General features: G+C 70.1%; 24 protein-coding genes and 1 pseudogene. 8 read left to right on the top strand and 17 right to left on the bottom strand.

Annotation, left to right across the window (positions count from 1 at the left end):
- The first annotated feature begins 28 nt into the window (after positions 1 to 28).
- Positions 29 to 544: a universal stress protein gene (locus NGH83_RS01080; protein ID WP_251857236.1), complete on the top strand. Its 516-nt coding sequence runs from the start codon at positions 29 to 31 to the stop codon at positions 542 to 544.
- 22 nt (positions 545 to 566) lie between these two features.
- Here NGH83_RS01080 and NGH83_RS01075 read toward each other — a convergent pair whose 3' ends face one another.
- The 7 genes from NGH83_RS01075 to NGH83_RS01045 all read right to left on the bottom strand — a co-directional run bounded on the left by NGH83_RS01075 (position 567) and on the right by NGH83_RS01045 (position 8,272).
- Entirely contained in the window at positions 567 to 3,326 is a 2,760-nt protein-coding gene (locus NGH83_RS01075; RefSeq protein WP_251857235.1) for a molybdopterin cofactor-binding domain-containing protein, read from the bottom strand.
- Complete coding sequence (locus NGH83_RS01070) at positions 3,323 to 4,135, bottom strand: xanthine dehydrogenase family protein subunit M (protein ID WP_251857234.1); 813 nt, start codon at positions 4,133 to 4,135, stop codon at positions 3,323 to 3,325. Before NGH83_RS01070 ends, NGH83_RS01075 begins: the two co-directional genes overlap by 4 nt.
- 110 nt (positions 4,136 to 4,245) lie before the next feature.
- Positions 4,246 to 4,533, bottom strand: a complete 288-nt coding sequence (locus tag NGH83_RS01065) for a hypothetical protein (RefSeq protein ID WP_251857233.1) — start codon at positions 4,531 to 4,533, stop codon at positions 4,246 to 4,248.
- 47 nt (positions 4,534 to 4,580) lie between these two features.
- Positions 4,581 to 4,832 (bottom strand): hypothetical protein, encoded by a 252-nt coding sequence (locus NGH83_RS01060; protein WP_251857232.1) that lies wholly within the window; start codon positions 4,830 to 4,832, stop codon positions 4,581 to 4,583.
- Position 4,833: 1 nt separating this feature from the next.
- Entirely contained in the window at positions 4,834 to 5,799 is a 966-nt protein-coding gene (locus tag NGH83_RS01055; protein ID WP_251857231.1) for a nucleoside hydrolase, read from the bottom strand.
- Positions 5,796 to 7,148 (bottom strand): 8-oxoguanine deaminase, encoded by a 1,353-nt coding sequence (locus tag NGH83_RS01050; protein ID WP_251857230.1) that lies wholly within the window; start codon positions 7,146 to 7,148, stop codon positions 5,796 to 5,798. The genes NGH83_RS01055 and NGH83_RS01050 overlap by 4 nt, the downstream gene beginning before the upstream one ends.
- Positions 7,145 to 8,272 (bottom strand): XdhC family protein, encoded by a 1,128-nt coding sequence (locus tag NGH83_RS01045; protein WP_251857229.1) that lies wholly within the window; start codon positions 8,270 to 8,272, stop codon positions 7,145 to 7,147. The genes NGH83_RS01050 and NGH83_RS01045 overlap by 4 nt, the downstream gene beginning before the upstream one ends.
- 262 nt (positions 8,273 to 8,534) lie before the next feature.
- On the opposite strand from NGH83_RS01045, the gene NGH83_RS01040 reads away from it, so the two are divergent.
- From NGH83_RS01040 to NGH83_RS01020, 5 genes and pseudogenes are all read left to right on the top strand, one after another.
- Positions 8,535 to 9,005 carry a hypothetical protein gene (locus NGH83_RS01040; RefSeq protein WP_251857228.1) on the top strand — a complete coding sequence of 157 codons (471 nt, stop codon included), beginning with the start codon at positions 8,535 to 8,537 and terminating at the stop codon, positions 9,003 to 9,005.
- Between the two features lie 59 nt (positions 9,006 to 9,064).
- The gene (gene allB / locus NGH83_RS01035) at positions 9,065 to 10,420 is read left to right on the top strand and encodes an allantoinase AllB (protein WP_251857227.1); all 1,356 of its coding nucleotides are present in this window, start codon (positions 9,065 to 9,067) and stop codon (positions 10,418 to 10,420) included.
- Positions 10,417 to 11,025, top strand: a pseudogene (locus NGH83_RS01030) (GNAT family N-acetyltransferase). Before allB ends, NGH83_RS01030 begins: the two are co-directional and overlap by 4 nt.
- 18 nt (positions 11,026 to 11,043) lie before the next feature.
- Positions 11,044 to 11,943, top strand: a complete 900-nt coding sequence (pucL, locus tag NGH83_RS01025; protein ID WP_251857226.1) for a factor-independent urate hydroxylase — start codon at positions 11,044 to 11,046, stop codon at positions 11,941 to 11,943.
- Positions 11,943 to 12,419 (top strand): nucleoside deaminase, encoded by a 477-nt coding sequence (locus tag NGH83_RS01020; protein WP_251857225.1) that lies wholly within the window; start codon positions 11,943 to 11,945, stop codon positions 12,417 to 12,419. The genes pucL and NGH83_RS01020 overlap by 1 nt, the downstream gene beginning before the upstream one ends.
- A 25-nt stretch (positions 12,420 to 12,444) precedes the next feature.
- On the opposite strand, the gene NGH83_RS01015 is transcribed toward NGH83_RS01020, so the two are convergent.
- Together NGH83_RS01015 and NGH83_RS01010 are read right to left on the bottom strand one after the other, a co-directional pair.
- The gene (locus NGH83_RS01015; RefSeq protein WP_251857224.1) at positions 12,445 to 12,849 is read right to left on the bottom strand and encodes a DUF4260 domain-containing protein; all 405 of its coding nucleotides are present in this window, start codon (positions 12,847 to 12,849) and stop codon (positions 12,445 to 12,447) included.
- The gene (locus NGH83_RS01010; RefSeq protein WP_251857223.1) at positions 12,846 to 13,406 is read right to left on the bottom strand and encodes a TetR/AcrR family transcriptional regulator; all 561 of its coding nucleotides are present in this window, start codon (positions 13,404 to 13,406) and stop codon (positions 12,846 to 12,848) included. The genes NGH83_RS01015 and NGH83_RS01010 overlap by 4 nt, the downstream gene beginning before the upstream one ends.
- Before the next feature lie 177 nt (positions 13,407 to 13,583).
- Here NGH83_RS01010 and NGH83_RS01005 point away from each other — a divergent pair, with 177 nt between their 5' ends.
- Entirely contained in the window at positions 13,584 to 14,318 is a 735-nt protein-coding gene (locus NGH83_RS01005; RefSeq protein WP_256470111.1) for an SDR family oxidoreductase, read from the top strand.
- A gap of 69 nt (positions 14,319 to 14,387) precedes the next feature.
- Here NGH83_RS01005 and NGH83_RS01000 read toward each other — a convergent pair whose 3' ends face one another.
- The 6 genes from NGH83_RS01000 to uraD form a co-directional block, all read right to left on the bottom strand.
- Positions 14,388 to 14,849 carry a hypothetical protein gene (locus NGH83_RS01000; RefSeq protein ID WP_251857221.1) on the bottom strand — a complete coding sequence of 154 codons (462 nt, stop codon included), beginning with the start codon at positions 14,847 to 14,849 and terminating at the stop codon, positions 14,388 to 14,390.
- Between the two features lie 11 nt (positions 14,850 to 14,860).
- Positions 14,861 to 15,601 carry an SDR family oxidoreductase gene (locus tag NGH83_RS00995; RefSeq protein ID WP_251857220.1) on the bottom strand — a complete coding sequence of 247 codons (741 nt, stop codon included), beginning with the start codon at positions 15,599 to 15,601 and terminating at the stop codon, positions 14,861 to 14,863.
- A gap of 65 nt (positions 15,602 to 15,666) precedes the next feature.
- Positions 15,667 to 16,557 carry an RNA polymerase sigma factor SigJ gene (gene sigJ, locus NGH83_RS00990; RefSeq protein WP_251857219.1) on the bottom strand — a complete coding sequence of 297 codons (891 nt, stop codon included), beginning with the start codon at positions 16,555 to 16,557 and terminating at the stop codon, positions 15,667 to 15,669.
- 56 nt (positions 16,558 to 16,613) lie between these two features.
- Positions 16,614 to 18,002, bottom strand: coding sequence for an NAD(P)/FAD-dependent oxidoreductase (locus tag NGH83_RS00985; RefSeq protein ID WP_251857218.1), 1,389 nt, complete (start codon positions 18,000 to 18,002; stop codon positions 16,614 to 16,616).
- A gap of 151 nt (positions 18,003 to 18,153) precedes the next feature.
- Complete coding sequence (uraH, locus tag NGH83_RS00980; RefSeq protein ID WP_251857217.1) at positions 18,154 to 18,486, bottom strand: hydroxyisourate hydrolase; 333 nt, start codon at positions 18,484 to 18,486, stop codon at positions 18,154 to 18,156.
- Complete coding sequence (uraD, locus tag NGH83_RS00975; protein WP_251857216.1) at positions 18,483 to 18,983, bottom strand: 2-oxo-4-hydroxy-4-carboxy-5-ureidoimidazoline decarboxylase; 501 nt, start codon at positions 18,981 to 18,983, stop codon at positions 18,483 to 18,485. The genes uraH and uraD overlap by 4 nt, the downstream gene beginning before the upstream one ends.
- Positions 18,984 to 19,039: 56 nt before the next feature.
- Between uraD and NGH83_RS00970 the strand changes: the two genes are divergently transcribed.
- A complete protein-coding gene (locus NGH83_RS00970) occupies positions 19,040 to 19,597 on the top strand; it encodes an NTP transferase domain-containing protein (RefSeq protein ID WP_251857215.1) in 558 nt (185 codons plus the stop codon).
- Positions 19,598 to 19,613: 16 nt separating this feature from the next.
- Here the strand turns inward: NGH83_RS00970 and NGH83_RS00965 are convergent, their stop codons facing one another.
- Positions 19,614 to 20,876, bottom strand: coding sequence for an allantoate amidohydrolase (locus NGH83_RS00965; protein WP_251857214.1), 1,263 nt, complete (start codon positions 20,874 to 20,876; stop codon positions 19,614 to 19,616).
- On the bottom strand, positions 20,873 to 22,057 hold the full coding sequence (locus NGH83_RS00960; protein WP_251858570.1) for an alanine--glyoxylate aminotransferase family protein: 1,185 nt from the start codon (positions 22,055 to 22,057) through the stop codon (positions 20,873 to 20,875). Before NGH83_RS00960 ends, NGH83_RS00965 begins: the two co-directional genes overlap by 4 nt.

The following is a 22,057-nucleotide window of genomic DNA, read 5'->3' as shown; positions in this document are numbered from 1 at the left end:
AGCGCACTGACGGTGTGAGGAGTCGACCATGGCTGACGAGAGCAGGGGCACTTCCATCGTGGTCGGCGTGGTCCCGACCCAGCCCGACGAGGTGACGCGCACCGCCGCGCGGTTCGCGACGTTGATGCAGGCGCGACTCCATTTCGTCTACGTCGATACCGACCGGTACTCGGTTGCGGGCATCTTCAGCCCGGCGGATCCGATCATCGAGCCGACCATGTCGATGAAGCTCGACGCGGCCGACGACGTTCCACGGGAATTCGGTGCGGAGCTGGCGGAGCGGATCGTCGCGCTGCTGCCTCCCGGGGTGCAGTGGGAGACGCACCGGATGGCGGGCGATCCGGCGGCGGCACTGTCCGCCCTCGCCGACGAACGGGATGCGGCGATGATCGTGGTCGGCACGCGGGAGTCGACCGTGCGGGCGAGTGTCCGCGAGTTCTTCAACGGGTCGGTTGCGGTGCACCTCGCGCACCGTCAGCACCGGCCGGTTCTCGTCGTGCCGCTGGCTCCCGTCGGGTCCGATCAGGATCTGCCCTGGGGCTGATCGCTCCTTCGTATCGGCGCGCTCAACGGGCGTCGGCCGCGAGGCGCCAGACGCGGTCGCGCGACATCGGCGTCTCATGCGGTCGGACGCCGAGCGCGCGCCGCACCGCGTTCGCCATCGCCGCGGCGACGGGGTTGTAGGGCGACTCGCTCATCGACTTCGCGCCGAAAGGCCCCAGATCGTCGCTGGTGTCGGCGAAGTACACCTCGGTGCGTGGGATGTCGGCCATCTGCGGCACACGGTAGGTGCGGAACACCGGGTTCAAGACTCGACCTTCACCGTCCAGTTGAACCTCTTCGTAGAGCGCACCGCCCAGCGCCTGGGCCACACCGCCCTCCACCTGGCCGATGCACTGCTCGGGATTCATCACGGTGCCCGCGTCGGCGGCGTGCACCGACTGCAGCACGCGCACCACTCCGGTGCGCACGTCGACCGCCACCCGGAACGCCTGGACGTTGAAGGCGAGCGAACGCACCTCGCCGAGCTCGCTGCCGTCGGCGACGATCCGATCGCCCACTCGATACTCGGCGGGAGCGGCGGCCAGCAGGTCGGCGAAGGGGATCGTCCTCGATCCCATCCGCACACCATGCTCGTCGAGGACGCCGGGTTCGAGCACACCGCTGACACGACGCGCGGTGTCGAGCAGCACTCGACGCAACGTGGTGGCGGCGGCGTGCAGCGCCTTGCCCGCGACCGTTATGCCTGCGGAGGCGAAGGCTCCGGTGTCGTAGGCGGCGGCGTCGGTGTCCGACTGTCGGATGCGGATGCGCTCCATCGGGACGCCCAGCACGGTCGACACGATCTGCGCGTGCACGGTGGTCGTGCCGTTGCCGAACTCGGTCGTGCCCACGCCGAGCTCGACACCGCCGTCAGGGGCGAGCGCGACGGTCACCTGCGAGATGTGGCCGTAGGGGGCCATGGTGGCGATCATCGCCGCCGCCATCCCCTCGCCTACCCGCCAGTGCTCGCCCTCGGGGCCGGCGACACCGTTGCCGCGCCGCAGAGCCGCGTCGGCGAGGTCGAGGCACTGGTCGAGCCCGTAACTGCCCCAGACGAGGTCGGCCTCGGCTTCACCATGCCCGGCGAGCACCGGCTCGCCCTCGGTGATCGCGTTGATGCGGCGCAGCTCGAACGGGTCGATACCGAGTTCGAGGGCCAGGTCGTCCATCGCCGACTCGACGGCGAACACCACTTGCCCCAGCCCGTAGCCGCGGAACGCTCCCGACGGCACGTTGTTCGTGTAGACGACCTCGGCATCGACCCGTTTCGCCGGCGATCGGTAGAGGCTGATCGACTCGGCGCAGCCGTGGAACAGCACGCCACGCGAATGGTTGCCGTAGGCGCCGGTGTCCGAGAGCACCTCGACCTTCATCGCGGTCAACCGTCCGTCGGCCGCGGCGCCCAGCGTCACGCCGACTCGCATCGGGTGGCGGACGCTCGTGCGCACGAACTCGTCGTTGCGACTCATCTCCCATGCGACGCGGCGACCGGTGCGCAGCACGGCGAGCGCCACGAGATCCTCGGTGAACATCTCCTGCTTGCCGCCGAATCCGCCGCCGACCCGCGCGGTGAGCACGCGGATGCGGTCCACGGGCAGATCGAGCAGGCGGCTGAGTTCGGCGCGGGTGAGGAACGGCACCTGCGTGCTGGTGCGGATGACGAGGCGGCCGTCGTCGTCGAGCCAGCCGATCGAGCCGTGGGTCTCGAGCTGGGCGTGCGCGATGCGCTGGGTGCGCCACTCCCCGGAGACGGTCGCGGCCGCGGCGGCGAGGCCCTGCTCGATGTCGCCGTACCCGCTGTGCAGCGCGGCGACGGTGTTGCGGTCGGCGTGATCGACGCGATCGGCGGGCGTGCGGTCGGGGTGCAGCAGTGGGGCGCCGGGAGCGCGGGCCTCCTCAGGATCGAACACGGCGGGCAGCACCTCCCACTCGATCTCGATGCGGCGGCAGGCCTCTTCGGCGGCCGCGACGGTGTCGGCCACCACCGCGGCGACCCGCTGACCGCGGAACCGGACGACGCTGTCGAGCATCCTCGTGTCGTCGGGGTCGTCTTCGCGGTGCTCGTGCCGGGCGGACGAGTACAGGGTGTCCGGCACGTCGCGGTGGGTGAGCACGAGCTGCACTCCCTCGACGGCCTCCGCCGCGGAGGTGTCGATGGAGAGGATGCGCGCGTGCGCGTGCGGGCTGCCGAGCACGCGCAGGTGCAGGGCGCCCGTGAGGTCGGTGTCGAAGGTGAACGGCTCTGCGCCGGAGACGACCCGGCGCGAGGCGGGAGGAACGGGCGAGGTGCCGACGACCCCGGCGGCGGGGCGGTCGTCGAGGCCGGTCGAGCCGAGGTTCTGCGCCTTGCCCCTCGCGACCCCGTCACGGATCGCATCGTCGATCGCCCGGTATCCGGTGCAGCGGCAGAGGTTGCCTTTCATCAGCCGCGGAAGGTCGTCGAGGTCGTCCTCGTCGAGGGTGGACGCGGTGACGACCATGCCCGCGGTGCAGAACCCGCACTGGAAGCCGAAGTGGTCGACGAAGGCCTCCTGCATCGGATGCAGGTGATCGGGGGCGCCGAGCCCGGCGACGGTGGTGACCGCGTGTCCTTCGACTCGCGCAGCGGGCAGGATGCAGGAGTGCACGGGCGTGCCGTCGAGGAGCACCGCGCAGGCGCCGCAGTCCCCGGCGTCGCAGCCCTTCTTGACCTCGACGTGCCCCTGCTCTCGGAGCAGCGTTCGCAGCACCTGGCCCGGGCGGGGGTCGGCGTCGACCGGTTCGCCGTTGATCTCGAATCTCACTCGTCACCTCCGAGTTCGACCCGGATCTCCTCGAGGAGCACCTCGCTGACCCCGCGCCGCCAGTCGGCGCTGCCGAGCGGGTCGGTGTAGTAGCCGCTCGCCGCGGCGACGGTGGAACGCAGTTCCTCAGCACTCGGGGGCTGCGGGAAGCGCAGCACCGTGGGGGTGAGCGTCGCGGCGGTGATGCCGAAGACGGTGCGTCCGTCGTCGTGCCGGCGTCCGGTCAGCACGGCGCCCGAGCGTCCGAGTTCGGCGAGCGCGATCTTGCGGTAGGCGGTTCTCGCGCGGAGCGCATCCGCGGGGAAGGACACCGATCGCAGCACGTCGCCGGGCGCGAGGGAGTTGGTGCCGTTTCCCGTCATCAACCCGGCGACCGGCCGGCGGTACTCACCGCCGCCGGCTGTCCAGACGAGGGCGGTCGCGTCGAGCGCCGTTGCGAGCGACACCATGCCCGCGGCCGAGAACGACTGGCAGATGTTGCCGCCGACCGTCGCGATGCTCCAGATCTTGAAAGAGGCCAGCAGAGCCGAGGCGCACTGGAAGAACAGCGGCGCCGCTCTCCACCGCGGGTCGTCGGCGAGCTCCGCCAGCTCCGCGATGGTGCAGGTGGCGGCGACGACGAGTCCCCCGTCGTCGGGGAACTCGAGGTGCGGCCACGGCATGGGGGTGATGTCGACGAACCCGGTGAGGTGGGTCTGCGGCTCGGAGTAGAGCCACGTTCCGCCGGCGACGACCTTCTCGCCGGGGCCGAGCGCGAGATCGGCGCGGTCGCGCGCGAACCGGTACGAGGTGACGGTGCCCTGATCCATGACCGCCTCCTCTCGCCGTGGTCGGTCGCCCCAGTGAACACCAGCCGTGTATCGGAGGTGTTACGGCAGACCGCGAACGCTAGGGCCGGCGGGACGTCGACTCCGGTCGCTCAGTCGCGTCGCGGTCCCCGCAGCACCAGCCACAGCGAGCGTCCGCCGAGGAAGACGAGGACCCCGCCCAGGCAACCCACGGCGACCGTGAACCGGAGGCTCTCTGTGGTGACGGCGATCAGCGGCGCCAGCATGACGAGCACCGCGACCCCGACCAGGAGCAGGAGCACCGACAGCCACGGGCGCAGGATCGGTAGCTGGTCCTCGACATCCGTGTAAACCAGCAGGTCGTGAAGCTTCCGCCCCTCCGACCCTGCTCCGCCGCTGGATAGGTCCCGCTCAACCATGCGTTTCACCGTCCTCGTGCACCGTCACGTCCGGTCGCGGAGCAGATTCAGTCGGGCTCGTGGTCGAACGTCCTGCGATCGTAGGCCGGGTCGGCGCGACCCCACACGATGATGCCGGCCACCACCAGCCCCGATGCGGCCAGCGACAGGCCGGTGGTCACGATGCCCGGCACCTCGTCGAACAAACCGATGAACAGCACCGCGGTCACCGCGAGCACCGCCGCCCCGATCCAGAGCCCCACTGCGAGGCGTCGCAGACGCCGGGTGCGAGGCGGCCGGTTCCCGTCTCGGGCGCTCACGTCAGCTCGCCGGTTTCAGGGCGAGAAGAGCCTCGAGCATGTCGGGGCCGAACGGGCGATCGATCGTGAGCACGACCGTGTGCCGAGCACCCTCGACGGGCGGATGGCCCCGGTACATGCCCCGCAGGTCGGCGACGGTCGCCCCGCGCGCAGGCCCCGACCCGGTCTCCACCTTCACCTTGACCACCGGCGCGAGGCTCGGCACCGCGTCGCCGGTCGCGACGGCGACCGCGAGGGGGTCGTGCAGGGTGCATTCGCGGACGCCGAGGATGCCGTCGTAGAAACCGAAATAGGTGTCGAGGATCTCGGCGAGCGTGGTCTGCAGCGGAGTGCCCGCGGCGACGAGCTGCTGACGCTCCGCATCGGTCATCCGGTGGTGCATCGTCACGTCGAGGCCGACCATCGTCACGGGCCATCCGGCGTCGAACACCGCTGCGGCGGCCTCCGGATCGTGACCGATGTTCGCCTCCGCCGCCGGCGAGAGGTTGCCGGGCGCGAGCGCGGCGCCACCCATGATCGTGACCCGCGCGACGCGAGAGGCGAGCTCCGGGTCGCGGGCGACCGCGACGGCGAGGTTCGTCAACGGACCGACGGCGATGACCTCCAGGGCGCCCTCGTATTGGTGTGAGAGGGCGATGAGGAGGTCGGCCGCGTCCTGCTCGACCGGCTCGCCACTCGTCGCCAACGTGACGTCGCCGACACCGTTCACGCCGTGGATGTGCGCCGGCCCCTGCGTGTAGGGCGCGGTGAGGAAGTCGTGCTCGCCCACCGCGACCGGCACGTCGGGGCGCCCGGCGAGGGCGAGCAGGTCGAGCGTGTTGCGGGCCGCCTGCGCCGCGTCGACGTTGCCGCTGACGCAGCCGACCCCGACGAGATCGTGGTTCGGACGCGACAGCAGGTAGAACAGCGCCAAGGTGTCGTCGATGCCGGTGTCGCAATCGAAGTAGACCGGGATGCCTCCGCTCATGCGCGCGCCGCCAGGGTGCGCGCGGCGTCCGCGCCACGGCGGGCGATGGCCCGACTGTCCGACTTCACGAGTTCTCCGTCGCGCACGACGGCCTCACCTCCGACGAGTAGTAGCGATAGCGGCGGCTGAGCGCCGAGGGTCAAGGCTGCCACGGGATCGGCGATCCCCGCGTGTTCGACGCCGTCGATGCGCCAGACGGCGATGTCGGCGAGCTTGCCCGGCTCGAGCGATCCGAGGTCCGCGTCGCGCCCGAGCACACGGGCGCCGCCCATAGTGGCGATCCGCAGCGCATCCCGCCCGCTCATCCGGTCGGCGCCGGAGCGCAATCGCCCCATCAGCACCGCCTGCCGGATCTCGGTGGCGAGCTGCCCCGATTCGTTCGACGCGGCGCCGTCGACCCCGAGACCCACCGGGGCGCCGGCGCGCAGGAGGTCGGCGATGGGCGCCATCCCTGCCGCGAGGCGCCCGTTCGACGACGGGCAGTGCGCCACGCCGGTGCCGGTCGCCGCGAACTTCGCGATGTCACGCTCGTCGAGGTGGACGCAGTGCGCCATCCAGACGTCGCGGCCGAGCCAGCCGAGACCCTCGAGGTAGTCGGTGGGGCCCATGCCGAAGCGTTCGCGGCAGAACGCCTCCTCCTCGACGGTCTCGGCGCCGTGCGTGTGCAGGCGGACACCGAGGTCACGGGCGAGTGCCGCCGACTCTCGGAGCAGCTCGCCCGTCACTGAGAACGGCGAGCAGGGGGCCAGCGCGACCTGCACCCGCGCATCCGGAGACGGGTCGTGATAGCGGGAGACCGCCTGGATGCTCGCCTCGAGGATCGCGTCGGTCGTCTCGACCGCGAAATCGGGAGGGAGTCCGCCCTGCGATCGCCCGAGGTCCATCGATCCGCGCGTGGCATGCAGTCGGACCCCGACCTCGGAAGCCGCCTCGACGATGCCGCCGATGATGTCGCCGCCGCCCTGCGGGAAGACGTAGTGGTGGTCGCCGACGAGGGTGCAGCCCGAGCGCGCGAGCACCGCCATCGCCGCGGCCGCGCCCGACCGCACCAGGTCGGCGTCGATGCGCGCCCAGGTCGGATAGAGCGCGACGAGCCAGTCGAACAGGATCGCGTCCTGCGCCCAGCCGCGGGTGAGCCACTGGTAGAGGTGGTGGTGGGTGTTGATCAGCCCGGGAGTGATCAGGCACCCGCTCGCGTCGACGATCTCGGCGTCGTCCCATCCCGCCGGCGCCGCGTCGCCGACGGCGATGATGCGGCCGTCCTCGATGGCGACGGTGCCGTCGGCGTGCTCGGTGTCCGCCGCGTCGACGGTGACGACGTGCCCGCCGCGGAGGATCGTCCGCGTCACCGGGCGCCCGCGCTCGTCGTCGGGCGATGGATCGCGCCGTCGAGATCGCGCAGCGGAGCGCCGCTCGCGCCGTTCCGGGCTGCGAGCACCTCGGCGAGGATGGACACCGCCGTCTCCTCGGGAGTGCTCGCGCCGAGATCCATACCGATCGGGGAATGAAGTCGGGCGATCGCCTGCCCCGAGACGCCGGCGTCCCGGAGCGCGGCGATCCGCCGCTCGTGCGTGCGCCGCGAACCGAGCGCGCCGACGAACTCCGCCGGAGACTCGAGCGCCTCACAAAGGACGGGGATGTCGAACCGGTCGTCGTGGCTCAGCACGCAGATGACGTCACGCGGACCGATGCTCTGGCCCGCGAGGTAGAGGCTCGGCCATTCGGTGACGACCTCGTCGGCGGCCGGGAAGCGCTCGGCGGTCGCGAAGACCGGCCGCGCGTCGCACACCGTGATGCGGTAGCCGAGCGGACGTGCGGCCACGGCGAGCGCCGCGGCGAACTCGACCGCGCCGATGACGAAGAGGCGGGGTGCGGCCCGGTGCGACTCCACGAGGAGTGTGAGCGTCTCGTCGCCGCAGTCGACGGTGACCTCGTCCGTGCGCCCGGCATCGACCGTTGCGCCGACGACGGCGCGGATGCGGTCGAGCGAGAGCGAGGGCAGTCCGGCGGCGGCGAGGTCGTCCGCGATCAGGTCGCCGTCGAGGTCGCGTCCGACCGTCGCCGCAACGGTGCGACCCAGGAGCGCTCGCGGACCGTCGACGACGGTCGCGACTCCCGCCTCGTCGCCTGCGGCAGCGGCTCGGAGTTCGGCGACGAGCGCGGGAGATCCGACGAGGGTGACGATGACGTCCAACTCGCCGCCGCACGAGAGCCCCACGGCGAAGGCGTCGTCGTCGGTGAACCCGAAGCGGTTCCGTTCGGCCTCGCCGCTCTCGAGCACCCGCTCGCAGGCGTCGACGGCGGCGCCCTCGACGCAGCCGCCCGAGATGCTGCCGAGCACCTGTCCGCCCGCGAGTCCCATCGAAGTGCCGACGGTGCGCGGGGCGCTCCCGGTGACCCGCGTGACGGTGGCTACGGCGACGTCGCGACCGGCGTCGAGCGCGGCGAGCACCCGCTCGGCGATCTCCAGCATGCGCGCCTCCTGTCGCTGTCGAACCTACCCATGCTGACGCACGGGTGTTTCGTCCATGTTCCAACGGCCGCCCGCCCGCCCCGCGAAGCGATACGAAGGGCGCGACACCTCTACCCGGTCGTCGAGTAGGGCGCAGCGCCGTATCGAGTCCCCCGCGCAAGCGTGCGCGGTGGGCCCAGGCTCGAGTAGCGAGGAACGAGCGTATCGAGAGCACAGCGCCAGGGCGCGTCGTGGTGTCGGTGGGTGGGGGCAGCATCGGCGCATGTCACCCCACCCCGACCTCCACAGCTACCTCGGCGACTTCTTCCGCGCACGAATCCTTCGTGCGACGGGACTGCGGCTGCGGCGCCTCGAATCGCTCGAGACCGCCCTCCACGATTGCATCGAGACCGAGTGCGACGACCTGTTGAGCCCCGACGCACTGACGCTCGTCCGGCTCGAGCGTGAACTCGATCCCGGCTGCGCGCTCGCGCGGATGAGCCCGGTCACCCTGCTGCCCGCGGTTCTGCGCCGCTTCCTCACCTGGATCCCCGCCGACGCTACGAACCGTCGACTCCAGTTGCAGATCCTCGCCGCGATCCTGAAGGCGGCTCTCGCCGACCGCGGACTCGTCGACCGGGAGGATCGCCTCGTCTTCACCATCGACGCGCTCACCCTCGACGCGGACATCGCCGAGTACCGCAAGGACTTCGAGCGCGAACGCCGCGCGCTCGCGGCGCTGCCGCAGTCGTAACACCGCCGACGCACGAGCCTGCTTGAATGCCCGAACCGCCACGGGAAGGGGCTGAGCGCATGTCCGATTACGAGCTGGTGATCGAGGCCGAGAGGGTGCTCGTCGACGGTCGGTTCCGGCCGGCGTCGGTCGCGGTCTCCGCGGGCCGGATCGCTGCGATCGTTCCGCTGGGCGCGGACCTCCCCGCCGGCGAGCGCACCGTGCTCGCCCCCGACGAGGTGCTGCTGCCGGGGCTCGTCGACACCCACGTACACGTCAACGAACCCGGTAGAACAGAGTGGGAGGGGTTCGCCTCCGCGACCCGCGCTGCCGCCGCCGGTGGAGTCACCACCCTCGTCGACATGCCACTGAACTCCATCCCGCCCACCATCGACGTCGACGCGCTCGAGCTCAAGCGCAGCATCGCAGCCCCCAGCAGCGCGATCGACGTCGGGTTCTGGGGCGGAGCCGTCCCGTCGTCCCTCGGTTCGCTCCGCGCGCTGCACGATGCCGGCGTCTTCGGTTTCAAAGCGTTCCTCGCTCCCAGCGGGGTCGACGAGTTCCCGCACCTCGACCGAGCCCAGCTGCGGCAGGCACTGGCCGAGATCGCCGAGTTCGATGGACTGCTCATCGTCCACGCCGAAGACCCCGGTGTGCTCGAACGCTCCACGGACGATGGCGGCGTGGACTACCGCCGCTTCGTCGGATCTCGGCCGCCCGAGGCGGAACTCGACGCGATCGCCGCCGTGATTGACGGCGTCCGGGAGACCGGCGCGCGGGCGCACATCCTGCACCTGTCCGCGGCCCAGGCGCTGCCCCTGATCGACGCGGCGAAGGCCGAGGGGCTGCCCATCACCGCTGAGACCTGCCCTCATTACCTGACGCTCGACGAGGAGCACATCCCCGACGGGGCGACGCAGTTCAAATGCTGCCCGCCGATCCGCGACGCCGCGAACCAGGACGCGCTCTGGAAGGGCCTGCTCGACGGCACGCTCGACATCGTCGTCTCCGACCATTCACCGAGCACCGCCGAATTGAAACTCGCGGGCGACGGCGACTTCCAGGTCGCGTGGGGCGGGATCGCCGGCCTACAGCTCGGGCTCCCCGCCATGTGGACCGCGGCGCGCTCGCGCGGCATCCCGCTCGAGACCGTGGTCGGCTGGATGGCGACCGCCACCGCGCGCTTCGCCGATCTCGCCGACCGCGGATCGATCGCCGTCGGCTCCCGAGCCGACCTCGTCGTCTTCGCCCCGGACCAGCAGCTCACCGTCGACGCATCGGCGCTGCTGCACAAGAACCCGGTCAGCGCCTACGACGGCCGCCACCTCGTCGGGGCGGTGCGGCGCACCCTCCTCGGCGGCGCGACCGTCGACGTCCGCTCCCCCACCACCCGCGGGACGCTGCTCGCCCGTTCAGGAGTACTGTCGCGTCCATGATCACCGTCGCGCACCGTGGCGACGAAGCGACCGATGACGGCCTCGTCATCGTGACGGAAAGGCTGCGCCTCCGTCCTCTGACGACGGACGACCGCGCCGCCCTGCTGGGGTACCGGTCGCTGCCTGACGTGTGCCGATATGTTCCCTTTCCGCCGATGGACGAGGCCGAGATCGATCGGAGGCTCACCCATCAGTGGGCCGAGACCTCGCTGGAAGCGCTCGGAAGCGCGCGGACCCTCGGGGTCGAGGAGCGCGCGTCGGGCCTGCTCGTCGGTGATGTGGTCTTGTTCCGCAGCTAAGAGGAAGCGCGTCAGGGCGAGATCGGCTACATCTTCGATCCCGCGGTTCGCGGTCGGGGCTACGCCACCGAGGCGGCCCGCGCTCTGCTCGCCCTCGCCTTCGACGGCCTCGGCATGCACCGGGTGATCGGGCGGATCGACGTGCGCAACATCCCATCGGCTCGGGTGCTCGAACGGCTCGGGATGCGTCGGGAGGCCGACTTCGTGGAGGCCGACTGGTTCAAGGGCGAATGGACCACCACGACCGTCTTCGCCATGCTGCAGCGCGAGTGGCGTGACGGACCGGAAACACTCTCGACACACTGACCTGGGATCATCCGAATCATGTCGATAGTGCTCGGGTCACATCAGTACGGCAAGGCCGAGACGCATCTCGTGCGCATCACCCGCGACTCCCCGCGGCACGAGATCGTCGACCTCAACGTCACCACCGCGCTGCGCGGCGACTTCGAGGCCGCATACACGCACGGCGACCAGGCCGCCGTGCTGCCCACCGACACCCAGAAGAACACCGCGTTCGTCTGGGCGAAGACGCACCCCACCGATCCGATCGAGGCCTACGGGCTGAGTCTCGCCCGCCACTTCGTCGACGACGTCGACCCGGTTCACGGCGCACGCATCGAGATCGAGGGCTTCGCCTGGGATCGCGTCAGCGTCGACGGGGTCCCGCACGAGCACACCTGGGTGCGTTCGGGCAAAGAAGTCCGCACCGCCGCGGTGACCGTCGAGCCGGCCGGATCGCACGTGGTCCAGGGCTTCAAGGATCTCGTCATCCTCAAGTCGACGGGGTCCGAGTTCAAGGACTTCCTCGTCGACGAGTTCACGACGCTCCAGCCCACCGACGACCGCGTCATGGCGACGTCGCTGGTCGCGAGATGGCGCGTCAGCGGGGACCTCGATGACGTCGATTGGAACGCCATGTACGAGGGCGTCAAGGCCATCATGACCGCACGCTTCGCGACCGTTCACTCGCTGGCGCTGCAGCAGACCCTGTGGGAGATGGGCAAGGCCGCCATCGAGGCGTTCCCCCGCATCGCCGAGGTCGAGCTGAGCGCTCCGAACAAGCACCACTTCCTCGTCGACTTCTCCTCGTTCGGTCTCGACAACGACGGCGAGGTCTTCCACGCCGCCGACCGCCCGTACGGCCTCATCCAAGCGACGGTGGTGCGCGACGACGCCGAACCGGCGGGCGACGCGTGGCGCGAGTCGGCGGGGCTCGCCTGATGTCGTGGGCAGACGACGAGCGCTGGCTCGCGCAGGCGATCGCACTCGCGGTCGCCAATGTCGCCGATGGGGGTGGCCCGTTCGGGGCGGTGATCGTGCGCGACGGCGAGCTCATCGCCGAGGGCCAGAACCGGGTCACTCGCGATCTCGACCCGACCGCGCACGCCGAGGTGCAGGCCATCCGAGCCGCGTGCCAGGCGGTCGGCGACTTCTCACTCGCCGGGGCGACCCTCTACACCTCGTGCGAGCCGTGCCCGCTCTGCCTGTCTGCGTCGCTGTGGGCGCGGGTCGACCGCGTCGTGTTCGCCGCCGACCGCGACGACGCCGCTCGCGGCGGCTTCGACGACCGCGCCTTCTACGACCTCCTGGCACGCCCACGGGAGGAGTGGCACATGATCACCGAGTCGGTGCGGCCGGCCGATGCCACGGCCCCGTTCGAGGCCTGGCTCGAGCACGAGGCGCGCACCGAGTACTGACCCCGGGCCTTGAGGGAGCCCGCTCTCAAACCTCGTGCGGCTCGGAGCGATCGCGCCCGATCCAGCCGAGGTGGGTGTGCGTGAACGCGTCGGGGTGCTTGAGTCCGTAGCCGAGCGCACGATCGACTCCGACGTGGAACGCCCCGGCGAGGGCGACGAGGGCGCACACCAGCGCCACCGTCGCCGAGAACGGAAGGCTGACGAGCGCGACGAGGCCTACCACGGCGGGCCATGCGTAGTTATGCACCGCGTTGTAGGAGATGGCCCCGAGGCGGGGCGAGCGCAGGTACCCCAGCGCGGACAGGTCGAAGACGAGGAACGCGGCGAGCGGCAGCCACCAGAGGCTGGGGGCGAGGGCGATCGTCCCTCCGATGGAGACGGCGGCGATGAGGCCGCCTTCGAGACGCTGGATCAGGGTTGTGGCGTTCATGCGTCGACCGCCGTCCGCAGTGTCGCGTCGAGGGAGCCGACGAGAACGGCGAAGCTCGCGTCGACCGATGCGGGCATGCCGAATCCGCCGCCGCGTTCGAGGTCCACGAAGCCGTGCAGCGCGGCCCGCACGAAGCGGATGCGATCGACGTCGTCTCCGGTGACGCCGTAGGCGCGGAGCGCGTCGATGACTGCAGCGAGCGCTGCGGCGGCCGACGTCGTCCACCGCTGCGAGTCTCGGTGTCGCTGCGAGAGCGGATAGGTGCCGGGGTGCTCGAGCGCGAAACGGCGGTACGCCGCGGCGAGCGCCTCCAGTGCGTCGCGTCCGGAACGACCGCGGGTGGCGTCGCCGATTCCGCTCGCCAGCTCGGCGGTGACGATGGCGGCGACTCTGTCGACGAGGTCGTCGAGCCCGCCGACATGCTTGTAAAGGCTCGGGGTGGCGACGCCCAAATCGGCAGCGACACCGGCGAGAGTCAGCGCTTCGACACCGCGGGCATCGATGATCTCGATCGCGCGGCGCGCGACGATGTCGGGGTCGAGTCCGGCGCGAGGCATCAGTCCTGCCCGCCGCTCGACAAGTGGCTAATGTTCATAGCCATAAAGCTATGAACATTAGCCGCTGAAGTCAAGATGGTCCACGGACGTCGGCCGGGTCGGTGAATCGACCTCACGAACGACGGCACCCATTCGTCCTCTTGGCAGGGGCGGAACCTCCGCCCTCGAGGGAGAAACGTGAAGGTATTCATTGCGGGTGGACGCGGACGCGTCGGCTCGAAAGTAGCAACCATGCTGAATGTCCGTGGGGTCGAGACCGTCTCAGGGGGTCTGGAGGACGGTATAGATCTGATCGAGGGCAGCGGACTGCATGAAGCACTGAGCGGAGCGACAGTGATTGTCAACGTGGTGAACACGGGACGGTTCGATCGGGAGGGAGCCGTCGAGTTCTTCGAGAGAACGACCCGCACTCTGACTGAGGCGGGGATGGCGACAGGCGTCCGACACCATGTCCTTCTCTCGATCGTGGGGGTGGGCGAAGGTGATGCGTCCGACCAGGGGTACTACCTCGGGAAAGTCGCCCAGGAGCGGGCTGTCAAGGCCGCCGGTATTCCTTACACGATCGTGCGTTCGACGCAGTTCCAGAGCTACATCCCGGTTCTCGCGGACCAGCACACCTCTGACGGGGTCGTCCATGCGTCGCGGGCCCTCATTCAGCCGGTCGAGATCGACGAGCTCGTACAGTTGCTCGTCGATGTGGCCATGTCCGACCCACTGGGAGAGATCGAGCTGGCGGGTCCCGAGCAGTACCACCTCGACGACCTCTTCCGCGCGACGCTCGCCGCGTCGGGAGACGCCCGCGAAGTCGTGACAGACGAGGTGACCGGCCCGATCGATGGCCTCGTCCCTCGTGGTGAGTACCGGCAGGGAACGACACTCTACCCAGTTCGCGGAATCCCGCTCGCGAGCTGACCGCAGGTGAGCCTCAGTCCCTCCCGCTCTCGGCAGGGACTGGGGCTCAGGGTGCGCAGGAAAGTACCGTCACCGGGACGGCGATCCTGCTGACGACTCGCGTTCCGGTCGTGGAGGCACCGCTATGCCGACTCCAAGGATGGCAGCGACGGCGAGGACGATGACCTGAGCGGTGGCGTCGGCCACGGTCATATGGTCGAGATGGGTGACGTGGTAGGCGAAATGGAGCACACCGAACAGACCCCACACGATGCCGAGAACCCGGTACAGAACTCGGCTTCGCACGATGAGCGCTGCCACACTGCCTGCACCCAACGCGAGGTACTGGGCTCCGTGGTCGCGAATCAGATGCTCGTTGAACGGGCCGTCCTGTGAGATCCACTCGCCGAGGAACGACGGGAAGTGGTCGTAGAACTCGCGGGGCAACGCGTACGCCCAGACCCCGACCACCGCGGCGATGATGACGGTGCCGATGAGGGCGATGAGCTGAACGCGACCGATCCGGCCACCGGTCGTCGCGCGCGCTGACATCCGTTCGGCACTCATCCGGCGGACGGCACGTCGATGGGAAACGGGCGGCGACCGGTGCGGTGGGCGCCGAGCGGAACCAGCGAATCGTCCGCGTCGGCTCCGAGCGCGATCCCGTCGATGGTAAGTACCTCGCGACCGTCGGCACGATCAGCGAGCACGGCGCGGAGAAGAACGTCGAGATGGTACTGACTAGGGCCGGCGAGGGAGACGGCATCGTAGAGCGGAGCACCCGTGGCGACCTCCGCGAGAAGGTCCACGACATCGTCGACGTCGACCGGTTGCAGCAGCATGCGGGGGGCTTGGACGGATCCATCGACGGTGAGCCAGTCCGCAATGGTGGGCACGAAGTCGTAGAACTGTGTGGCTCGGACGATGGAATAGGACACCTCCGCTGCTCGAACCGCGTCTTCTTGAGCGACTTTCCCGACGTAGTACCCGTTCCCCCGGGCACGGTCGGCGCCGACGATCGAGAGGAGCACATGGTGCCGGACGCCGGCGGTCTGCTCCGCGGCGATGATCCGTTCGGTACTGACTTTGAAGAACGCCGTCGCCGCTGCCGGCTCCATCTCCGTCGTGTTGAGCACATCGACGACGACATCGATGCCCGTCATCGCGTCGCCGAGCCCCGCTCCCGTCAGGGCGTCGACTCCGTGATCGCGGGACCCGACGCGCACGTCGTGTCCCGATTGGCGCAGCCGTGCAACGAGGCGAGCGCCGACGTGCCCGGCGCCGCCGATAATGAGGATCCTCATGTCCGCCCTTTCAAGCCGAGTGGTTCGGTCGAAGAGATGACGACACGAGGTCGTGATGTGTGAGGTCAGTGCGGAACGGACCAGGCGGTGAGCTTCTGCGGATTGACCTGAATCCAGACGTCGCTCACACGGCCGCCGCGCACCTTGAGATTGATGACTCCCAAGAGCGTGTCGGCGTCGACGACGACGAAGGCGATGCCGTCCCCGGTGCGGTGCTGCTGCAGGGTGAGCAAGGGGCGCTTCTGGAACATGCCGAGCACGAATCGAGCAACGTTCGAGACACCGAGAACGGGCCGACGGGCCGCGTTGACCACGCCTCCGCCGTCCGAGCGGAGGGCGACGGAAGGGTCGAGAAGACTCATCAACACGGTCAGGTCGCCGCCGGCGCAGGCGTCGGCGAACGCGCGGGTGACCTCGTCGTGCTCACGAGTGCTCGCCGGCCGGGCGTCGTACTGATGTACTCGGCGTCTGCCCGAGGTGGCGAGCTGTCTCACTGCAGCGTTGCTGCGTCCCACGATCGCGGCGATCTCGTCGAAGGGAACTGCGAACACGTCGTGGAGTACGAAGGAGACCCGTTCGGCCGGCGTCATGCTCTCCATGACGATCAGCAGGGCGGTACTCACCTCCTCGCTCAGGGTCACACGCTCGAGAGGGTCTGCCCCCGCGTCTTGTCGCGGGACCGCGGCGGTATCGGCGAAAAGGTCGGCCGGCACCGGCTCCGGCAGCCATTCGCCGACGTAGCGCTCCCGCCGAGCACGAGCCGAGCCGAGGATGTCGAGGCATACCCGGCTCATCACCCGGGTCAGCCACCCCTGGGTGTTGACGATGGCATCGCGTTCCGCGTCGGTCATGCGGAACCAGCGGACGTACGTCTCCTGGACCGCGTCCTCGGCGTCGGCGAGGGTGCCGAGCATTCGGTAGCCGATCGCGACCAGGCGACGGCGTTCTGCTTCCACTTCGGGCGGTACGCCTCCCGGGCCGGATGAGTCGCCAGGGTGCGCTTCGATGTGACTCACCGCTCGCCTTCGGAGTCGGCCACCCGCGCGACCCCGGCAGGAGGCGTGAGAAGAGTGGCCCGCGGAGAAGCTGACGGAACACCCCCGCTGACGAACGCACGTCGCGGCTCGGTGATCGATCCGAGGGAGGCGATGTCGCGGCCGCCGAGAAGAGCGCCCAACCACACCAGGAGTACCCGCATCTTGCGCTCCCAACTGGGAACCGCGAGCACGTGGTAGCCGCGATGCATGACCCACCCGGGGAAGCCCTTGATCACGATCCCTTTGTACTGGAAGATCCCCCGCCCCAGGCCGAGCGTGGCGACGACACCGAGACTGTGGTGCACATAATCCTTCGGCTCGCGGCCGCGGAGGACTGCGAGGAGGTTGGTCGCCAGCAGCATCCCCTGCCGAACGGCGTGCTGCGCGTTCGGCACCGTCAGCGCGCCGGGCGTGGACGATGCCAGGTCGGGTACCGCCGCGTCGTCACCGGCAGCCCACGCATCGGAGACGATGCCGTCGTCGCCTTCCACCCGCAGGTCGGCACGCACCCGCACGTATCCGCGAGCGCTGAGCGGAAGATCGGTGTGGCTGGTGACGACAGGATTAGCGGCGTTACCGGCCACCCACACGATGAGGCCGGTGTCGTACTCGTCGCCGGTCGAAAGGACGACGTGCCCGTCCACCACCGACACCATCTGCGCCTCGAGATGGATCCGTCCGCCTCTCGATCGAAGATGCTCGACGACCCATCGACCCGGCCTCTCGCCCACCTCGGGCAGGATGCGTGCTTGCGCCTCGACGAGATGGAAGGCGACGTCGTCGGGCTCGAGTTCCGGATACAGCTTCAACAGGTCGTGCGCCAGCGAGAGCGTCTCACCGAATCCCTCGACCCCGGAGAACCCGCCTCCGACGAAGGTGACGGTGAGCAGTCGTCGACGCTCGGGCCCGGGCGGAAGCACGGAGGCGCGGTCGAAGGCGGTGAGGATGTAGTCGCGAATGGCCACCGCCTCCTCCACCTGCTTCATGCCGATCGCCTCCTCCAGTAGTCCGGGAATCGGGAACGTCCTGGTGACGGCACCGGCCGTCACCACGACGATGTCATAGGGAACGTCGAACGGGGCGCCGTCCTTGGGCGCTACCCGCACGGTGTGCGACGCGTGGTCGATCCGGGTGGCGGCGCCGGCGATCAGACGGGTGCGGCGAAGATGCCGGCGGAACGAGATGACGACGTGCCGCGCCTCGACCGACCCGGCCGCGACCTCGGGCAGGAACGGCTGGTAGGTCATAGAGGGCCGCGGATCGATCACCGTCACGCGCGCCTCACCGGGTCGCAGGCGCTTCTCGAGTTTCCACGCCGTGTAGAAGCCCGCGTAGCCGCCACCCACGATCACGATCTCTCGCACGATGCGCCCTCCCAAGTGCTACTCCGTCGTCATGAGATCGACGACGGAGCGATCACGAATGTGAGGTCGGCGCTTCCCTTGCGCCGAGAAAGGGCGGCCACGTCGGTCGAGCGCCGAATCAGGTATCCGAACCGCGACTGCGGCTCGGCGATCAGCTGCCGCGGTAGGTGCTGTACGAGTAGGGGCTCAGCAGGATCGGCACGTGGTAGTGGTCGCCCGTCGCGACCGCGAAGACCACAGTGACCTCCGGATAGAAGGTGTCGCGGCCGGAGCGACTGAAGTATTCGCCTGTTCCGAAGCTCAGCCGGTAGGTGCCGTCGTCGACGCTTTCGGACCCGAGGTCCCGTACGCGGCCGTCCGCGTCGGTCATGCCGGATGCGACGGACACCCAGCCTCCGTCGCGCCATCCGTCGAGTGCGACGGAGATCCCCTCGGCCGGCATCCCGAGGGCGGCGTCGAGCACGTGCGTGGTGATCTGACTCATAGCGCGATCGCTCCCCCGTCGTTGAACAGCGTGCGCAGGCGCAGCTCCATGATCTGCCGCAGCTGCTCCTTCGCCTCTTCGGCCTCGGTGCCGGCCCCCGACTCGAGACGGCGGGTGAGTTCCCGCAGCACGTCCGACCGGCTGCGTCCGGCGGCGCGGATGAGGAAGACGCGACCGAAGCGCTCCTCGTAGAGTGCGTTGCCCTCGACGATCTCGGCGTCGATCTCGGCGTCGGCGAGGCCGAGGCCGCCCTGTTCGCCCTGCGACAGGCGAGCCGAGGCGCCGTCTCCCGAGGCGCGTTCGCCGATCCGCGGATGATGCGCGAGCGCTTCGTCGAGCTCGTCGTCCGACAGCGGCGTCGCCACGCTCCGCGCCAACACGACGAGGTCGTCGAGCGAGTCGTACGGCGCCCGTTCGGCGACGGCGTCGACCCACCGCTGCACTCCGAGGGCGGCGGACAGCCGGTCGCGGAGCTCGGGCGGAGCGAGATCAGGCACGGAGGGTCCTTCGCGGATCGAGCCCCACAGGTCGGGGCGTGGCGTTAACTGTAGCCATGGCGGAGGTGGCGGGGCTGGTGCTGGCCGCGGGGCGGGGTCAGCGGTTCGGCGGCCCCAAGGCGCTCGCCACCACGCCCGACGGGCGTCCGTGGCTGACGGAGGTGGCGACGACCCTCATCGAGGCCGGCCTGGTGGTCAGCGCCGTCGTTCCACCCGATCTGCCGCAGGCGACGGACCTCCTGCCCTCCCCCGCAACCGCGGTGATGGCCCCTCCGATCTCCGCCGGTCTCAGCGATTCGCTGCGCGCCGGGCTGGATGCTCTCGACCGGACCGATGTCGCCGCGGTCCTCATCGTCCCGGTGGACGTGCCCACGATGCCGACGAGCGCGGTCGAGCGGATCATCACCGTCGCGCCCGTGACGGGCTCGTCGCTGCGAAGGGCGGTCTACGGCGGCCACCCCGGACATCCCGTGCTCCTCGGACGCGATCACTGGGCGGGAGCGCGAGCCGCGTCGCAGGGCGATCACGGCGCGGGCGCCTACCTCCATGCCGCCGGCGCGCTCGAGGTCGAGTGCGGCGACCTCTGGTCGGGCGACGACATCGACCACCGGTGAGTGCGCTGCGGTCGTGTCAGCCGCGCGCGTCGGCGACGGCCAGCACCGTCGCCTCGAAGGCGTCGAGCGCCGCCTCGACGTCGGATTCGGCGACGATCTCGTCGGGGTGATGACTGACTCCGTCATTGCCGCAGCGTAGGAAGAGCATCGCGAACCCGGTGACCGCCTGCACCGCCATGCCGTCGTGTCCCGCTCTGCTCCACAGCACCATCGGCTCGTCGTCACCGGTAGCGCGGATGCCCTGCTCCACCGCGAAGCGCAAGGCGGGATCGCAGACGACGGCGTCGGCGCGGTAGAACTCGTCGGCCTGCCAGGCGAGCCCGCGGCGTTCGCAGACGTCGCGGGCGAACGCCTCGATCTCCTCGAACGCGGCGTCGCGCCGCTCGTCCGACTCGGCACGCAGGTCGAGCGAGAACCGGGCGACGCCGGGCACGACGTTGACGCCGCCCGGGAAGGCGCGCACGCGGCCGACGGTCGCGACGGTGTCGGTGCGCTTCGCGATCCGCTCGATCTCGACGATGATCTCGCTCGCGCCGACCAGGGCGTCCCGGCGGCGCGCGTACGGGGTTCCGCCGGCGTGACCCGCCCGGCCGGTCACGGTGAGCGCGAGCCGTCGCGCACCCGCGATGGATGACACCACCGCGAGCGCCCGGTCGGCGTCGAGCAGGGAGGGGCCCTGCTCGATGTGCGTCTCGAGGTAGCCGACCAGGTCTTCGGAGCGGCGGGCGGCGTCGCCGATGGCGTCGGGATCGAGTCCGAAGTTCTTCGCCGCGTCGCGGAGGGTCACGCCCTTGCGGTCCTCCAGCTCGGTCCATGCCGGGTCCCACAATCCGGCGAAGGCGCGGCTGCCCATCAGTGCGTTGCCGAATCGGGTGCCCTCCTCGTCGGTGAAGCCGACGACTTCGAGAGCGAAGGGCAGGCGGCGACCGCTGCGTCGGATCCGATCGACGACCTCGATGGCGAGCATCACACCGAGCATGCCGTCGTAGGCGCCGGCGTCGGTGACGGTGTCGAGGTGGCTGCCGAGCACCAGCGCCGGCAGTCCGGGCTTGTGTCCCTCGAGGCGTCCGCAGAGGTTACCCGCCTCGTCGACCCAGGTGTCGAGTCCGACCTCCTGCATCCAGGCGGCGGCGAGCGCGTTCGCGATCTTGTGCTCGGTGGAGAGGTGGACGCGTTCGATCGCGTCGTCGAGCGAGCTGATGCGCGCCAACTCGTGGCAGTGCGCCAGCGCTCGAGCGGCGCCGGGCACCGATCGCTGAGCGGGCGGGTGCGGGGTCATACCGCGCTCCCGTACACGTCCTGCGCCGCCGACGCGCCGGCTCCCGCGCTGACGCGGACGCCGGCGCGGCGCAGCACCTGCTCGAGGGAGGCGAGGGTGACGAGCACGGCGTCCTTGCGCGCGTTGTAGCCCATGGTGCCGACCCGCCAGATCCTGCCGTGCAGCGGCCCGAACGAGGTGCCGATCTCGATTCCGTAGTCGTGCAGCAGCTCGGAGCGGATGGCCTCGCCGTCGACGCCGTCGGGGATCTCGACCCCGACCACGTTGTTCATGCGGTGCTGCTGGTCGCCGAACACGGCGAGCCCGAGGGCGGCGAGACCCTCGGCCATCGCGGTGCCGTGCAGCCGGTGGCGCTGCCACGCGGTCTCGAGCCCCTCCTCCACGAGGATGCGTGCGCACTCGCGTGCGCCGTAGAGCATGGTCGTCGCCTCGGTGTGGTGATTGAGCCGGCGCGGTCCCCAATAGTCGAGGACCATCGCGAGGTCGAAGTAGTTGCTGCGGATGCGGTCGTCGCGAACGGCGTCGCCCTCGGCCCGGATTCCGGCCTCGATACTCTTCCGCGCGGTGATGACGTCGACGGCGCGGGGCGACAGTGTGATGGGCGCGCTTCCCGACGGACCGCCGAGGCACTTCTGCAGGCCGGCGGTCACCGCATCCAGGCCCCACTCGTCGGCGAGGAATTCGTTGCCGCCGATGCTCGCGGTGACGTCGGTGTAGAAGAGGACGTCGTGGGCGCGGCAGATCGCCCCCAGGTCCTCGAGCGGTTGAGCGAGCGTCGTCGAGGTGTCGCCGTGCACGACGGCGAGGAGCGCGGGCCGCACCTCGATGATCGCGGCCTCGATCTGCTCAGGCGCGAAGACGGTGCCCCACTCGGTCTCGATGGTGTGCACATCGGCACCGCAGCGCTCGGCGATCTCGACGAGCAGGTGCCCGAAGCGGCCGAAGATCGGCACGAGCACGCGGTCGCCGGGGGTGATGAGCGACACGAGCGCCGCTTCGATGCCGGCGCGGCTGGTGCCGTCGATGAGCAGCGTCGCGTCGTTCGCGGTGCGGAAGACGTCGCGGTAGAGCTCCTGCGTCTCGGCCATGTAGGCGGTCATCGCGGGGTCGTACTGGCCGACGAGCTGGGCGGACATCGCCCGCAGCACCCGCGGGTCGGCGTTGATCGGCCCCGGCCCCAT

The organism is Herbiconiux sp. L3-i23, from assembly GCF_023734115.1.
GTDB lineage: Bacteria > Actinomycetota > Actinomycetes > Actinomycetales > Microbacteriaceae > Naasia.
This window is presented reverse-complemented; position numbering and strand designations above follow the sequence as displayed.